Here is a 14466-nt window from a genome sequence, read left to right as displayed (position 1 = left end):
CGATGCTCTCCGTTGCAGTTGCACCCAGTTCGGCTCAGTTCCATCAATTACGTTCGGCCGTCTTGCGCAGACGTGCGGCGAACTCGCCGCGTCCCGCGAAATACGTCTGCACGATGCGATGAATCATGCCGCTCGCCGCCCCGCCGACAACGCCCGGCAGCGCAGGCATCGGCGCGAACTGCGGCAGCGTATGATCGGCGTCCGCTTCGGCGGGATAGATGCGCACGCGCACGTCGTACCACGCGGCCTGACCCGTGATCGGATCGGAGTTCGACGTGCGTGGGTGATTCGCGCTGTTGACGGGAATTTCATCGGCGATCAGATGGTTCAGCAGAAAGCCGCGCTGCGATTCATTCGCGTCGGGCCCGAGATTCCACGCGCCCGCCGACTTGCCGATCGCATTCCATGTCCACACCGTCCCCGGCTCGACGGCTTCGCTGTAGCGCGCAAGGCAGCGCACCTTGCCCCATTGCGATTCGACGTAGATCCAGCCGCCGTCGTCGATGCCTTGCGCCGCTGCCGTGCGCGGATTCATGTACAGATAGTTCTCGCCATGTATCTGACGCAACCACGCATTCTGCGAGTCCCACGAGTGATACATCGCCATCGGCCGCTGCGTGACGGCCGCAAGCGGATACTGCGCGTGATCGGTCGTGTCGTGTTCGAGCGGCGGATACCAGAACGGCAGCGGATCGAAATACTGCTCGATGCGCGCGCGGAGATGATCGGGCGGCTGGCGTCCCTTCGTCTTGCCCTGCGCAGCGAGCCGGAACTTCTGCATCACATCCGAGTAGAGCGCGATCACGATCGGCTCATTGAACTTGCGAAAACCCTTCTCGACCGCGAAGTCCAGATATGGCCCGTTGCAGTTGCGCATGTACTGCATCGACTCGGGCAGCGTGTAGTGATAGACGCAGTTGTGCTTCGCGTACTCTTCCCACTGCCGCGGATTCGGTTCGCCGACGAGCGCCTTGTCGCCGTCCTTGCCGCGCCAGCCGATCAGAAAGCCCACACCCGAGCCGGGCGCCGTCTGGTGATTGACGATGAACTCCGGGTAGTCGCGATACTTGCGCTTGCCTTCGGGCGTCGTGAAAGCGGGGAGCTTGAGGCGGCTCGCCAGTTCCACGAGCACTTCCTGGAACGGCTTGCATTCACCCGTCGGCGGCACGACGGGCACGCGCACGGAATCGACCGGGCCGTCGAACTCGGAAATCGGCCGGTCGAGCATCGACATCGCGTCGTGGCGTTCGAGGTACGTCGTATCGGGCAGGATCAGATCGGCGAATGCCGTCATCTCCGACTGGAACGCATCGCACACGACGATGAACGGAATCTTGTACTCGCCGTTATCGTGTTTGTCCGCGAGCATCTTGCGGACCTCGACGGTATTCATCGACGAGTTCCACGCCATGTTGGCCATGAAGATCAACAGCGTGTCGATCGGATACGGATCGCCGCGCCACGCGTTCGTGATGACGCTGTGCATCAGCCCATGCACGGCGAGCGGATATTCCCAGGAAAACGCCTTGTCGATGCGCACGGGTTCGCCGCTGTCGTCGATGAACAGGTCCTCGGGCGCGGCAGGCCAGCCGAGCGGACCGTTCGCGAGCGGCGTATTCGGCTTCACGTCGTCGGGACTGTTCGGCGATTTCGCCGATGGCGGCACCGCGCGCGGATACGGCGACTTGTGCCGGAAGCCGCCCGGCCGGTCGATCGTGCCGAGCAGCGACATCAGCACGGCCAATGCGCGTATCGACTGAAAGCCATTCGAGTGCGCGGCAAGCCCGCGCATTGCGTGAAAGGCGATCGGCGCGCCCGTCACGGTGTCGTGCGTTTCGCCCCACGCATCGGTCCATTGGATCGGCAGCGTGATCTTTTGATCGCGCGCGACATCGGCCATTTCTCGCGCAAGCCGGCGGATCGTGTCGGCGGGAATGCCCGTGATCTCCGACGCCCATTCCGGCGTGCGATCGGCCACCTGCTCGCGCAGCAGCTCGAACGACGGCGCGACGGGCGTGCCGTCCGCGAGCGTATAGCGTCCTTCGAGCGCGGGCCGCACGCCCGGCGCGTGATGCAGCACCGCGCGCTGGCTCGCGGCGTCCCACCACATATGATTCTGCGGAAAAAGAGGATTGCTCACGTCAGCCGCTTCGTCGCGCACGAAAAGACCATACGTGTCGCTGTCGGGGCGCATGTCCAGCAGTTCGCCTGCATTCGTATAGCGCTCGACGAACTCGCGATCATACGCATTGCTTTCGATCAGCTCACGCATCAGCGCCATGAAGAGCGCGCCGTCCGTGCCGGGGCGGATGGGCACCCACTCGTCGGCAATCGCCGCATAGCCGGTGCGAACCGGATTGATCGCAATGAAGCGTCCGCCCGCGCGCTTGAACTTCGAGATCGCGATCTTCAGCGGATTCGAGTGATGGTCTTCCGCCGTGCCGATCATGAAGAACAGCTTCGAGCGATCCAGATCGGGGCCGCCGAACTCCCAGAACGAGCCGCCCATCGTGTAGATCATGCCCGCCGCCATGTTCGCCGAGCAGAAGCCGCCGTGCGCCGCATAGTTGGGCGTGCCGAACTGCTTCGCGAACAGGCCCGTCAGCGCCTGCATCTGATCGCGCCCGGTGAAGAGCGCGAATTTTTTGGGGTCCGTCGCGCGCAGATGGGCGAGACGCTTTTCGAGCATGTCGAACGCGACGTCCCACGAGACGGGCTCGAACTGCGCGCTGCCGCGTGGCGCGTCCTGCTTGCGCAGCAGCGGTTGCGTGAGGCGCGCGGGCGAGTACTGCTTCATGATGCCCGACGAGCCCTTCGCGCAGATCACGCCCTGGTTGAGCGGATGCTCCGGATTACCGTCGATGTAGCGCACCTCGCCATCGCGGAGATGCACGCGGATACCGCATCGGCACGCGCACATGTAGCAGGTCGTCGTCTTGACTTCGAGCTTTTCGTTCTGGGTGCGAGCTTTGTGCTCCATCGATGCCTCCCTGTGATTGCCCGGTGGCAACGGCGCGAACACACAGACGCACGCGCAATGACAGCCCTGTACCCGTTGCCGGATTCACTACACTGTCAATGCTAAGAGCGCGTGGCGCGAAATAAAAATCGCGATTTCGAATCCAAACCATCGCGGCAGCCGATAGAAAAGCCCGCGACGGATGTCGCGGGCTTCGCTTCACATCTTTCTTCACAGCTTCGCATTCACCTGCCGCTGCTGCTCATTTGACGGGGAATTCCTTGTGCCCGCCAAAACCGAATCGCATCGCGGACAGCATGCGTTCGGGGAACGATTCGGCGTCGCGCGAGCGGAAGCGCGTATAGAGTGCCGCCGACAACACCTGCGCCGGCACCGCTTCTTCGATCGCGGCCTGGATGGTCCAGCGCCCTTCTCCGCTGTCCGCGACTTCCGTCGAAAAGCCCTCTAGCCGGCCGTCCTGCGCGAGCGCGCCCGCCGTGAGATCGAGCAGCCACGACGACACCACGCTGCCGCGCCGCCACACTTCGGCGACATCGGCGAGATCGAGCGCGTAGCGCTCGCCTTCAGGCAACTCGGGCAGATCCTTGTGCTTCAGGATGTGAAACCCTTCGGCATACGCCTGCATCAGCCCGTACTCGATGCCGTTGTGCACCATCTTCACGAAGTGCCCGGAGCCGACGGGGCCCGTATGCATGTAGCCGTTCTCGACGCGCGAATCGCGTCCGTCGCGATGGGGCGTGGCGGGAATCTCGCCGCGCCCCGGCGCCAGCACGGAGAGGATCGGATCGATGCGCCGCACGATCGCATCGTCGCCGCCGATCATCATGCAATAGCCGCGCTCCAGTCCCCAGACGCCGCCCGACGTGCCCACATCGACGTAATGCACGCCCTTCTCGCGAAGCTGCGCGGCGCGGCGGATATCGTCCTTGTAGAAGCTGTTGCCGCCGTCGATCACGACATCGTCGGCCGTGAGTATGCGCTGCAAGTCCGCGAGCGTGTCCTCAGTGATCTTGCCTGCGGGCAGCATCAGCCACACGACGCGCGGCGCATCGAGCTTCGCGACGAGATCGCCCAGATCGCGCGCGCCCGTTGCGCCTTCCTTTGCGAGCGCTTCCGTCGCTTGCGGATTGTGGTCATAGACGACGCACTGATGGCCGCCGCGCATCAGCCGCCTGCCGATGTTGCCGCCCATGCGGCCCAGTCCCACGATGCCGATCTGCATGATGTGTCACTCCTTGACGTTGCCGGACTTGCAGCGCGCGATCTGCTTCCTGGCTTCGTCCACGACGCGCTCCGGCGTGAAGCCGAACTTCGTCTTCAGCGCCTTGAGAGGCGCCGACGCGCCGAACGTATGCATCACGATCTGCGAGCCGAGACGACCGACGTAACGGTCCCAGCCGAGCGTCGCGGCCTGCTCGACGGCCACGCGTGCGTGCACGTCGGGCGGCAGCACTGAGTCCTTGTATGCGTGGTCCTGCTGCTCGAACACGTCCCACGACGGCATCGACACCACGCGCGCGTTGATGCCCTCGCCTTTCAACGTCTCGTAAGCGTCGATGCATAGCGACACTTCGCTGCCCGTCGCGAGCAGAAGCACGTCGGGCTTCTTGCCGGGCGGCACGTCGGCGAGCACGTAGGCGCCGCGGCGCACGCCTTCGGCGGGTGCATACTTCTTGCGGTCGAAAGTCGGCAGCGGCTGGCGCGTCACGACGATGCACGCAGGCACGTGCGGATGCGAGAGCGCGACGCGCCAGGCCTCGGCGACTTCGTTCGCGTCGGCGGGACGCAGCGTCGTCAAGCCGGGAACGCCGCGCAGCGACGCGAGCTGTTCGATCGGCTGGTGCGTGGGGCCGTCTTCGCCGACGCCGATCGAATCGTGCGTGAACACATAGATCACCGGCACTTCCATGATCGCCGACAGGCGGATCGGCGGCTTCATGTAGTCGCTGAAGATCAGGAACGTCGACGCGAACGGCCTCAAGCCCGACAGCGCAAGACCGTTCGCCACGGCACCCATGCCGTGCTCGCGGATGCCGAAGTGCAGATTGCGCCCGCCGTAGTTGTCGTGCTCGAAGCTGCCCGCGCCTTCGAACTTCAGGTTGGTCTTGGTCGACGGCGCGAGGTCCGCCGCGCCGCCGACGATCCACGGAACGCGCTGCGCAATCGCATTGAGCACCTTGCCCGACGACTCGCGCGTGGCCATGCCCTTTGCGTCCGCATCGAACACGGGGATGTCCGCGTCCCAGTCGTCCGGCAGCGCGGACGACTGCATCTGATTGAACTCCTTCGCAAGCTGCGGATACTTTCTCGCGTATTCGTCGAAGCGCTGCTTCCACACGTCGTGCGCCGCCTTGCCGCGCGCACCCAGGCCTTGCGCGAAGTGCTCTCGCACGCCGTTGGGCACGAGGAATTGAGCGTCCTCGGGCCAGCCGTATGCGCGCTTCGCCAGCTTGATTTCCTCTTCGCCGAGCGGCTCGCCGTGCGCCGACGCCGTGTCCTGCTTGTTCGGCGCGCCCCAGCCGATGATGCTCTTCACGACGATCAGCGTCGGCCGGTCGGTCACGGCCTTCGCTTCGTTGATCGCGGCTTCGAGCGCGTTCGCATCATTGGCGTCGTCGACATGCAGCGTGTGCCAGTTATAGCCGCGAAAACGCGATTCGACGTCGTCGCTATAGGCGAGATCGGTGTGGCCTTCGATCGTCACGCGGTTGCTGTCGTAAATCCAGATCAGGTTCGAGAGCTGCAAATGCCCCGCGAGCGAAGCGGCTTCATGCGATACGCCTTCCATCATGTCGCCGTCGCCGCACAGCGCGTAGACGCGGTAATCGAAGAGCGGCGCGTCCGGCTTGTTGAAGTGCGCCTCGTGCCAGCGCGCGGCCATCGCCATGCCGACGCTGTTGCCGAGCCCTTGGCCGAGCGGGCCCGTCGTCGTCTCGACGCCCGTCGTCATCCGGTACTCCGGGTGGCCCGGCGTCACGCTGTCGAGCTGGCGAAACTGCTTGATGTCGTCGATCGAGACGGCGGGCTTGTCCATCGGCTTGCCGTCTTCGTCGACGGCCTTCACGCCCGCGAGATGCAGCAGCGAATACAGCAGCATCGACGCATGCCCCACCGACAGCACGAAGCGGTCGCGGTTGGGCCACAACGGCGCGTCGGGATCGTAGCGAAGATGGTTCTGCCAGAGATGGAATGCGACGGGCGCGAGCGCCATCGGCGTGCCGGGGTGGCCGGAATTGGCCTTCTGCACGGCGTCCATCGATAGCGTGCGGATCGTGTCGATCGCAAGGCGGTCGAGATCGGTCGTGGACTTCGGTGTGACTTGTGACATGAGCGACGACTCCTTTGCAGAGTGTGCTGTGGCACGACAGGTGCCGCAGCGGGCAACCAGGTCAATTGAGCAAGTGTAGTGCCTCGCGCGCGGCGCTGCAGGTGAGCGCCGCGCGCGACGGAGGTCGATGACGGGAGGCGCGGCGGGCAGGATTTCGATTCGCTTTCGTCGCCGATGCAATCGCGAGCGGATGCGCGGGGGACTTTGCAACCAGCTTACGCCGGATGCCGCACGACTGTCCGATGTGCGTGAGGACGCCTCATTTGACGGTGCAATCGCGCGTTCCCAGCATGAACCGGGCCGGCGCTTCAATGGGTGGCGTCAGGCGCTGTCACATCTGCCGGAACAGATGCGCATATTGCTTGCTCACCGCGACTGCGCGAGCGTAACCGCGCAGCTTCAGCGACATTTTCCCCAATGTGTTGACGCTCGCGCTTTCCACCTGATCGACGTTGACTACCGTGCTCCGATGTACCTGCCAGAAACGCGCCGGGTCGAGTTGCGCGCACAGTTCCTTGAGGCTCGTGCGGATCAGCAGTTCGCCCGTGCGCGTCGTAACCACGACGTATTTGTCGGCGGCTTCGAAGTACAACACCTCTTCCACCGGCACGATCCTGATGTCGCTTCCACTCGATGCGCGCAGATAGCGCAGCGGCGCGCTTTGCGGCGTTCGCGCACTCCGCGCGCCGTCCTGCGAGCCGGTGTCGCGCCGGACACTGCGCGTGATCTGCTCGAGCTGGCCGAGCACGCGTTGCAGGTCCGCGTGCACGTCGGAGGCGGGCGCCGCGTCCATCGGCGAGCGAGCAAGCGGCGCACGCAGACGCTCGACCGTGCGCGCAAGCCGCGACGCATCGACGGGCTTCAGCAGATAGTCGATGGCGGCGGCATCGAAGGCGTCCAGCGCGTATTGATCGTAGGCCGTCACGAACACGATCTGCGGAGGCGACGCGAGATTCGCACATGAACGCGCGACGTCGAGTCCCGTCGCGCCCGGCATCGAAATGTCGAGAAACGCGATGTCCGGTTGCAATGCGCCGATGCGCTCGATTGCATCGCGGCCGTTATCGACTGTCGCGACGATTCGCAACGCAGGCCACGCCGCCGCCAGTTCCCGTTGCAGTGCAGCGGCAATGGGCGGCTCGTCTTCGGCGATCAATGCAGTCGGCGCGCGGCGCGTCTGCGGCAAATGGCGTTCGTCGTCTTCGTTCGATGCGGCTGTACGTGGCTGGCGCGTCTTCATCGATTCAAACCCTCGCGCGTCGTTCTGCATCGTCGAGCGGAAGCAGCACGCGCGCAACGATGCCGTGCGGTACGTTTTCGATAAGCGTCAGCGAAGCGCGTTCGCCATACAGCGCAGCAAGCCGGTCGCGCACGTTCGCGAGTCCGATACCCGTGCCCTGCGTAGCAGGTGTCGCGCCGAAGCCCGGTCCCGTATCGGTCACGGCGAGTTCGACGCAGGGTTCGACGCGCCTCGCCCGCACTTCGATCCGGCCGCCCTCGACCGCAACCTGAATACCATGCTTCAACGCGTTTTCGACGAGCGGTTGCAAGAGCATCGGCGGCACGGAAAGGCTCGCGCAATCGGCAGGCAGATCGAGCGAATACGCAAGCCGCGGAGCGAGCCGCATCGCGTGGACGGCCAGCATCGAATCGAGCACCGCGAACTGATCGGCAAGCGTTTCGCTTTCGGTGCGCGATGCTTCGAGCGTCGCCCGCAAAAACCGGTTGAGACTGCCGAGCAGTTCGCGTGCGCGCGGCGGATTGGACACGATCAGGCTGTCGAGCGTCGCGAGCGTGTTGAAGAGGAAGTGCGGCTCGATCTGCGCCTGCAACGCCTGTAAGCGGGCACGCAGCGCGGTCTTTTCGGCAGCCTCCTGGAGCCACGCGGTGCGCGCGACCTGTTCGCTCAGCCCCGCGATGCGCGCACGCGACCAGCCATACCAGGTGACGAGCAGCGTCGCGACGAGCGCGATCCAGCCCGTCGTCGCGATCTCTTTCGTTCCAAATGCCTTGCCGATATCGAGCCCCAGCAGCGCGCTCGCGATCACCCGCCCGATGGCGGCGCCCGCCACGATCGAGACGGCCATCGCCACAGCGAGCTTCGGCGCGGTGAGCGCGTTCCTGCGCTGAAGACGAAAGCGCGCGGCATGGAGCAGCAGCATGATCGACAGCCCGATCGCCTCGCTGAACACGAGGTTTTCCGCCAGGCCTTTCCCCATGCCGACGACAGTCAGGCCGGCCGCAATCATCGCGTTGCCGATCACGACGATCACGGATTCGCGCGCATATTCGGCCAGCAGCTGTTTCGCGGGCGCGGGTGCGGGCGCGTCGGCGCACGCACCGGGGAATTTGACGTTACTGCCTGGAATCATGCGATCCATCCCGTCACGATGACATTCAGCAGACGATGCGGGGTTGCCACTGCGGCGAGTCCCGCCGCGACGAGACCGATGAACGATCCGCGCATCGCGAGCCGATGGCCGCGGACATTGCCTTGCCGTATCGCCCAGATCGCTCGCCCGACACTGACGAACGTCAGCAGCGACAGCCCATGTACCCAGGAAAAATGCCCGGGGTTCAGTTCGCGGATGTCGAACGAACTGAGCGCGGTCGCGAACATCGCCGCCGCCCACAGTCGGCCGAGCCACCTGTGGCGCGCGGTCCCCTTTTCGGCGAAAAGCACGGTTGTTCCGAGTATGACAGAAACGATAGCAGTGGCGACGTGCACGGCGATGATGACAGGCATGCTGGCTCTCCCCGGCAGGATGAGCGAACTCGATGACGGCAGTCTGCGCGCAGAGCGGATGGCTATCGACAGGCATGCGACGAACCGTGCGGATCGCGTCGCGAATGGCGCGATGGATGGCGCGAGGGATGCGCATCTGGCGGGAAAGTGAATTGCCGCATTCGCTGTTCGCGGATGCAGCGATCAACGTGAGTCTGGAATCGTGCGTTGGCCAGCGTCAGGTATCGGAGGCGTTCGCGGCGCAATCGCCGGGCTCTTCGCTGCGCACGGAGGCATCATCGGGTTCGATGCTGGCGCGAAGACTCGCCTCGCTTCTGGCGTGACGTTCGAGCAACGCAAGAAGCTCCGGGCGCAGTCCATCGCCACGTTGAGCCGCGAGAGCATGAAGCGCGAGAAATGGCAGCATGATTCGACTCCTGTCAGGAACGCATGCCAACTTTCTCGCGACGGACGGACAGACACACTCCGTTTCTTGCCGTCTCATCGAAGCATTTCACGCGAGCGGAATTTATGTTGGCGCGCGCCGTCAGTCCGCATCGACGGCGCCCGGCCATACGCGTTCGAACGGTCCCAAATGGTCTCAAACCGTCTTGATGAGCCCCAGTTGCGTGAGCGCAGTCACGCCGTCATCGAGGCCGACTTCTTCGACGATCTTGCCGTCCTTCAGACGCAGCACCGTCGTGCCCGTGAAGTGCATCTTGCGGCCCGACGCCTGTGGCAACGTTCCCGCGACGAAGTCGCCGAAAGCGGGGCCCGTATGCGTGCCGCCGCCTTCCCAACGACCGACGACGAAGTCGCCTTCAGCGATGAGATCCGCGGCACCCCAGAAATTGAGGTCCGGGAACGCGTTGCGGAAACCGGTCATGAACGCCTTGATGTCTTCGCGGCCACGACGCGGCTCGTGCAGCGAATACTTGAGCAGCATGTCCGGCGCGGCGAGCTCGTCGACGACGCTGAGATCGCATTCTTCGCCCCAGAAGCGGGTGAACCAGCGGCCTACGATCGCCTTGTTGTCATCTTCCTTCGACATGTTCGACTCCTTGCTGAGCTTGATCACGGCGAAGCAGGATTGCTTCGCCTGGATACGAACATATCGAGCGCTCTACTCCTCCACCATCCGATTCTTGCTGCAACATTCGGCTGCGTTTTTTGTGGTGCTCGCTGATGCAGCCGCCCGGCCGGATCGCAATCGCGATCGAGGCCGGGCCATGCGTGACAATCGCGCTTAACGCATGCCGCCGCTTGCGACCACGTGTTCACCCGTCAGCCAGCGCGCGTCGTCGGAGGCAAGAAACACGGCGATCGATGCGATGTCGTCAGGCTGGCCCGCACGGCCGAGCGGCGTCTGGCTGAGCGCCATCGCTTCGAAATCCGAGCCGACGATGCCGGCCTCATGTGTTCCCTCGGTGACGACGAAGCCGGGATTGATCGCGTTGACGCGAATCTTCTTCGGACCCAGTTCGCGCGCAAGCACGCCCGTGATAGCGTCGACGGCGCCTTTCGTGCCGCTGTACACAGCCGTTTCGGGAGGCGTGATACTGCTCGCCACCGAGCTCACGTTGATGACGCTCGCGCCTTCGCCGAGATGCTTCACGGCCGCCTGAGTCGTGAGCAACAGGCCGAGCACGTTCGTATTGAACTGCTTGTGGAAATGCTCTTCCGTGATTTCTTCGACGGGAGCGAACTCGTAAATGCCTGAATTGTTGACGAGGATATCGAGTCGTCCATACGTTTCGACGGCGGCATCGATGATGCCTTTCGCGTCCGCCGCTTTCGACACATCGCCGCGAACCGCGACTGCCTTGCCGTTTGCCGCCGTGATGCTGGCGACGACGGCATCGGCGGCCGCCTTGCTGCTTGCGTAATTCACGACCACGGAAGCGCCCTCTGCTGCCAGCGCTTTGGCGATACCCGCTCCGATACCTTTCGATGCGCCCGTGACCACCGCGACCTTACCTGCGAGCCTGCTCATATCGTCTTCCTTCAAGTTGTGCATACCTAGGGACAGGACAAACGGTTTCGATAACCGTCCGTCCCGGCGATGGAGCAAATCTAAACACGTCATCTCCCGCGATAAAGCGGCTCGAGACGAATTGACTGGCAGGATTCGCCGAACAATCGGCAAAGCGCGTCATGGCGAAGCCATGAGACGCCGTACCCGTCACTTCAATGGCATGACGGTCGGATCGCTCAGATGCGCTCGCGCTTCCTTCACGCCTTCGACCTCGAGCGCGGCGATGCGGATCGCCCGCTCCTCGTCTTCCGACTGGATCACGCCCCACAGATGCGCGACGCCATTCTTGACGATCACGTTTTCCTTCGACAGCGCCCACCGCTTGTCGCGCAACGCGGCGACGACTGCGTCGGCGAGTTCGCAGTCGCTGCTCGCGGACCCCGTCTGCGCCGGCACCGGTGCGCTCGCGAGCGCGCGGATCAGATTTGCGCGGCTCACGATGCCGATGAGCTTGCCATCACGAAGCACGTACACGCGCCTAGAGGATCAACCCGGCGACGCGGATCGGTAGCACAATCGGCGTGTATTGCGTTTGCCATCGCGGAGAGTGTCATGACCGATCCCGTTGCTTCGAATCCCATGCCGGGCCGCGCGTTTCAGCGCGTGCTGGTGGCCGTCGACGGCACCGAAGCGTCCGTGCGCGCGGCCAGGTACGCGCATGCGCTGTTCGCTGGTGAAGCGCAAATCGCGCTCGTGTCGGTCGTCCAAAGTCCGCATACCTTGTTTCCGCTCGGCGCGACGGCGCGTAATGTTCTGGCCGCCGCACGCGACGAACTGCTTCAGGACGCGCGCACTGCGCTGCATGAAATCGAAGCGATGTTTTCAGACGCGCAGCCGGAAAGCGAGCTCGTCGAGTTATCGAAGCGCAATGGCGATACGGTTCAAGCGCTGCTCGACGTCGCGTTGCGCTGGCGAGCGGATCTCGTCGTGATGGGCGCGCGGCATCATCATGGGTTGTTGCGCTGGGTCGAAGGAACGGTGTCGGAGCCCGTCACGAAGCGCACCGATTGCTCGCTGCTGCTCGTCCCCGAGAACAGCCGCGTGCCGACCAACAGGCGTCCCGGGCGAATCGTCTTCGCGCTGGACGGCAGCGTGCATTCGCTTATCGCATTGCGCATGGGCCTTCAGCTTGCCGCGGCGGATACGGAACTGCGCGCAGTCTACGTGCTCGACCGCGCGGTACACCTGTTCGATTACGCGCCCGTCGACATGCTCGAAAACGCCTTTCTCGAAGAAGGGCAAACGGTGCTGGAACTGGCCGCGCGCGTCTTCGCCGAACATCGATGGTCGGCCAGGACGGCGCTGATCGAGACCAACCGCGCCAACGATGATGTGCCGCATGCGATCGTGCGCGATGCGCAGCGCTGGAACGCGGATCTGCTCGTCGTCGGCACGCATGGTCGGCGTGGCCTCGCGCGCTGGTTTATGGGCAGCGTCGCGGCTCGCACGCTGCGGCTCGCCGATACGCCCGTTCTGCTCGCCCGCGCGCGCGAGGTGGAACAGGCGCCTTAAGCCGGAAACGCGCGGGCGCGGCTATCTTCGGCGCTCGTCAACGCTCTTCGGCGCTCTTCGGCGCTCTTCGACGATCAGGCTCGCGCGATCACGTCCGTCGCGAGCGCTTTCACGCGTCGGCTTCGGCTTCCTCTTCGCTGCCGCGAACCAGCAGCACGGGACACTGCGAGAATCGCACGAAGCGTTCGGCGACGCTGCCCAGCACGATCCGCTTGACGCCTCTGCGGCCATGCGTCCCGAGCACCACGAGATCGGCGCCGATACGCTCGGCGCAACGTTGCAGCGTCTGTGAGACGTCGTCGCTCAGGCGTTCCGTCTCGATCAGTTCGACCGCGCATTCGACATCCGACTGCTTGCACGCCGTCCTCGCGCCGTCGAGCGCGGCGGCGCCGTCCTTGCGCAACGCCTCCGTCAACGCGACGGGATCGTAATAGCCGGCGTAACTGAAGAGCGGCGTCGTATCGACGACATAGGCGGCATGCACGGTGCCATGCGTCAGCGACGCCATTTTCACCGCTTCCTGCAGCGCCTGTTTCGATGTGTGACTGCCGTCAACGGCAACCAGAATTTTCTTGTACATGGCGAACCTCCTTGATGTGCTCGTGGACGTTGAAACGAAACTACCTGTTGATCAAACATGACGCGACCCACAGCGCCGATCGCTCACTCAGCGCGCGTCGACATGCGCGGCCTAAGCCATCCATTCGGCCTCATGCAGTTTCGCCAGCCTGTGCCTGATCTTCTGCGCGAACCCTTGCCGCTTCGTGCCATCGATGCGCCGCTGCAAATCGCGCGCTGTGATCGCGCAAGTGGCTAGCGGTGATTTGCCCGCCGCCTTCGCCATCTGCTCCAGCGCGGATTCGCTGCCGCTCCCGCCCAGCGAGCAGAACAGCGCGAGATGCCGGATCGCCGCGCCATGTTGCGTGAGCCACGCGAGCGCGGGCGCGGAAGCATGGCTCGCCCACACGGGGGAGCCGACGATGACGGCATCGTATGCAGACAGATCGTGTATGCGCGGCATCACTTTGACCTGCCGGCGGCACAGCGCATCGATCAGCGAGCGCGCGTAGCCGCGCGCCCCCGCACGCGCCGCAAGCTCGCCCGGCTCGCGTATCGCCTCGAGGTCGGCGCCGAGCTCGGAGGCAAGCAACTCTGCGATGCGCTGCGTCGTGCCGCTGCGAGAGTAATAGGCCACGAGAATTCTGCATTGCGCGGACATGGCGGGTTCTCCGTTCAGGCGCATTCCGAGGCGCCATCTGCATTCAGCTTAAGCGCGTCGCCCGATGCATTCGTGATCCAGATCAACCGCGCACGCGCGGTGGCGTTGCTGCGGTGTCGCTGTGCCTGACTGCCCGCCGACCCGCCCGCTTCAGGCTTCAGACAGCGAATGCCCGGAGGAATCGTGGCGCACGATCAGCACGGGTATATCCGTCGAGCGGACCAGCGATTCCGCCACGCTGCCCAGCAGAAAACGCTGCACGCCGCGCCGCCCATGCGTGCCCATCACGATGAGGTCGGCTTCGCATTCGTCCGCGACGCGCGCGAGCACGGCGGACACGTTTTCCGCATACGCATCGATGGCGCGCACACTGCCGCGCACGCCCGCTTCCTCGAACATCTGCTCCGCGACGGCGAGCGCAGCGGCGGCCGCGTCGTTCGCGAGCCCGGACGGACCGGGTTCGGCGTTGAGCGGATTCGCTTCAGCGGGCCATTTGCCGCGATCCAGCACGCACAGCGCCTCGATCGTGCCGTTCGACAGTTTCGCGAGCTTGACGGCTTCGCCCAGCGCGCGTTGTGCGCTCGGGCTGCCATCGATCGCAACCAGTATCCGTTGATACATGATGAATCTCCCCGAAATGCGCACGCCTTGCCCGACATAGGCAATG

15 protein-coding genes are annotated in these 14466 nt (G+C 64.4%); 2 read left to right on the top strand and 13 right to left on the bottom strand.

The genetic code is table 11. The features are described 5' to 3' along the window. Positions 1-43: 43 nt before the first annotated feature. The 6 genes from AABE10_RS15150 to AABE10_RS15125 form a co-directional block, all read right to left on the bottom strand. The gene (locus AABE10_RS15150) at positions 44-2980 is read right to left on the bottom strand and encodes a molybdopterin oxidoreductase family protein (RefSeq protein ID WP_342934090.1); all 2937 of its coding nucleotides are present in this window, start codon (positions 2978-2980) and stop codon (positions 44-46) included. 241 nt (positions 2981-3221) lie between these two features. Beyond that, positions 3222-4202 carry a phosphogluconate dehydrogenase (NAD(+)-dependent, decarboxylating) gene (gene gnd / locus AABE10_RS15145; protein ID WP_342934089.1) on the bottom strand — a complete coding sequence of 327 codons (981 nt, stop codon included), beginning with the start codon at positions 4200-4202 and terminating at the stop codon, positions 3222-3224. 6 nt (positions 4203-4208) lie between these two features. Next, the gene (gene tkt, locus AABE10_RS15140) at positions 4209-6308 is read right to left on the bottom strand and encodes a transketolase (RefSeq protein ID WP_342934088.1); all 2100 of its coding nucleotides are present in this window, start codon (positions 6306-6308) and stop codon (positions 4209-4211) included. A gap of 331 nt (positions 6309-6639) precedes the next feature. Then, complete coding sequence (locus tag AABE10_RS15135) at positions 6640-7548, bottom strand: LytTR family DNA-binding domain-containing protein (RefSeq protein ID WP_342934087.1); 909 nt, start codon at positions 7546-7548, stop codon at positions 6640-6642. Positions 7549-7552: 4 nt separating this feature from the next. Continuing rightward, positions 7553-8680, bottom strand: a complete 1128-nt coding sequence (locus AABE10_RS15130) for a sensor histidine kinase (protein WP_342934086.1) — start codon at positions 8678-8680, stop codon at positions 7553-7555. Next, complete coding sequence (locus tag AABE10_RS15125) at positions 8677-9054, bottom strand: DUF2306 domain-containing protein (RefSeq protein ID WP_342934085.1); 378 nt, start codon at positions 9052-9054, stop codon at positions 8677-8679. Before AABE10_RS15125 ends, AABE10_RS15130 begins: the two co-directional genes overlap by 4 nt. Between AABE10_RS15125 and AABE10_RS15120 the strand changes: the two genes are divergently transcribed. After that, positions 9053-9205, top strand: a complete 153-nt coding sequence (locus tag AABE10_RS15120) for a hypothetical protein (RefSeq protein ID WP_342934084.1) — start codon at positions 9053-9055, stop codon at positions 9203-9205. The two genes, AABE10_RS15125 and AABE10_RS15120, sit on opposite strands and share 2 nt — an antisense overlap. Before the next feature lie 66 nt (positions 9206-9271). Here AABE10_RS15120 and AABE10_RS15115 read toward each other — a convergent pair whose 3' ends face one another. From AABE10_RS15115 to AABE10_RS15100, 4 genes are all read right to left on the bottom strand, one after another. Beyond that, positions 9272-9460, bottom strand: a complete 189-nt coding sequence (locus tag AABE10_RS15115; protein ID WP_342934083.1) for a hypothetical protein — start codon at positions 9458-9460, stop codon at positions 9272-9274. 174 nt (positions 9461-9634) lie between these two features. Continuing rightward, positions 9635-10084: an ester cyclase gene (locus tag AABE10_RS15110; RefSeq protein WP_342934082.1), complete on the bottom strand. Its 450-nt coding sequence runs from the start codon at positions 10082-10084 to the stop codon at positions 9635-9637. 195 nt (positions 10085-10279) lie between these two features. Next, on the bottom strand, positions 10280-11026 hold the full coding sequence (locus AABE10_RS15105) for a glucose 1-dehydrogenase (protein WP_342934081.1): 747 nt from the start codon (positions 11024-11026) through the stop codon (positions 10280-10282). Positions 11027-11215: 189 nt separating this feature from the next. Then, positions 11216-11536, bottom strand: a complete 321-nt coding sequence (locus AABE10_RS15100) for a BON domain-containing protein (protein ID WP_342934080.1) — start codon at positions 11534-11536, stop codon at positions 11216-11218. 84 nt (positions 11537-11620) lie between these two features. On the opposite strand from AABE10_RS15100, the gene AABE10_RS15095 reads away from it, so the two are divergent. Beyond that, positions 11621-12580: a universal stress protein gene (locus tag AABE10_RS15095; RefSeq protein WP_342934079.1), complete on the top strand. Its 960-nt coding sequence runs from the start codon at positions 11621-11623 to the stop codon at positions 12578-12580. 109 nt (positions 12581-12689) lie between these two features. Here AABE10_RS15095 and AABE10_RS15090 read toward each other — a convergent pair whose 3' ends face one another. The 3 genes from AABE10_RS15090 to AABE10_RS15080 form a co-directional block, all read right to left on the bottom strand. Beyond that, positions 12690-13160: a universal stress protein gene (locus AABE10_RS15090; RefSeq protein ID WP_342934078.1), complete on the bottom strand. Its 471-nt coding sequence runs from the start codon at positions 13158-13160 to the stop codon at positions 12690-12692. Positions 13161-13271: 111 nt separating this feature from the next. Then, positions 13272-13775 carry a flavodoxin family protein gene (locus AABE10_RS15085; protein ID WP_342934077.1) on the bottom strand — a complete coding sequence of 168 codons (504 nt, stop codon included), beginning with the start codon at positions 13773-13775 and terminating at the stop codon, positions 13272-13274. 174 nt (positions 13776-13949) lie between these two features. Further along, positions 13950-14420, bottom strand: a complete 471-nt coding sequence (locus tag AABE10_RS15080) for a universal stress protein (protein WP_342934076.1) — start codon at positions 14418-14420, stop codon at positions 13950-13952. Between the last annotated feature and the right edge of the window lie 46 nt (positions 14421-14466).

The sequence above is a fragment of the Paraburkholderia diazotrophica genome (genome assembly GCF_038900755.1).
Taxonomy (GTDB): Bacteria; Pseudomonadota; Gammaproteobacteria; order Burkholderiales; family Burkholderiaceae; genus Paraburkholderia; species Paraburkholderia diazotrophica_A.
The sequence above is the reverse complement of the archived record's forward strand: the minus strand, read 5'-3'. Positions and strand labels throughout refer to the sequence as shown.

What these genes read in the sequence shown, in the direction of transcription:
- AABE10_RS15130 (WP_342934086.1), bottom strand. Translation starts at nt 8,680, where the DNA reads ATGATTCCAGGCAGTAACGTCAAATTCCCCGGTGCGTGCGCCGACGCG.
- gnd (WP_342934089.1), bottom strand. Translation starts at nt 4,202, where the DNA reads ATGCAGATCGGCATCGTGGGACTGGGCCGCATGGGCGGCAACATCGGC.
- AABE10_RS15105 (WP_342934081.1), bottom strand. Translation starts at nt 11,026, where the DNA reads ATGAGCAGGCTCGCAGGTAAGGTCGCGGTGGTCACGGGCGCATCGAAA.
- AABE10_RS15090 (WP_342934078.1), bottom strand. Translation starts at nt 13,160, where the DNA reads ATGTACAAGAAAATTCTGGTTGCCGTTGACGGCAGTCACACATCGAAA.
- AABE10_RS15150 (WP_342934090.1), bottom strand. Translation starts at nt 2,980, where the DNA reads ATGGAGCACAAAGCTCGCACCCAGAACGAAAAGCTCGAAGTCAAGACG.
- AABE10_RS15095 (WP_342934079.1), top strand. Translation starts at nt 11,621, where the DNA reads ATGACCGATCCCGTTGCTTCGAATCCCATGCCGGGCCGCGCGTTTCAG.
- AABE10_RS15110 (WP_342934082.1), bottom strand. Translation starts at nt 10,084, where the DNA reads ATGTCGAAGGAAGATGACAACAAGGCGATCGTAGGCCGCTGGTTCACC.
- AABE10_RS15115 (WP_342934083.1), bottom strand. Translation starts at nt 9,460, where the DNA reads ATGCTGCCATTTCTCGCGCTTCATGCTCTCGCGGCTCAACGTGGCGAT.
- tkt (WP_342934088.1), bottom strand. Translation starts at nt 6,308, where the DNA reads ATGTCACAAGTCACACCGAAGTCCACGACCGATCTCGACCGCCTTGCG.
- AABE10_RS15125 (WP_342934085.1), bottom strand. Translation starts at nt 9,054, where the DNA reads ATGCCTGTCATCATCGCCGTGCACGTCGCCACTGCTATCGTTTCTGTC.
- AABE10_RS15120 (WP_342934084.1), top strand. Translation starts at nt 9,053, where the DNA reads ATGCTGGCTCTCCCCGGCAGGATGAGCGAACTCGATGACGGCAGTCTG.
- AABE10_RS15135 (WP_342934087.1), bottom strand. Translation starts at nt 7,548, where the DNA reads ATGAAGACGCGCCAGCCACGTACAGCCGCATCGAACGAAGACGACGAA.
- AABE10_RS15080 (WP_342934076.1), bottom strand. Translation starts at nt 14,420, where the DNA reads ATGTATCAACGGATACTGGTTGCGATCGATGGCAGCCCGAGCGCACAA.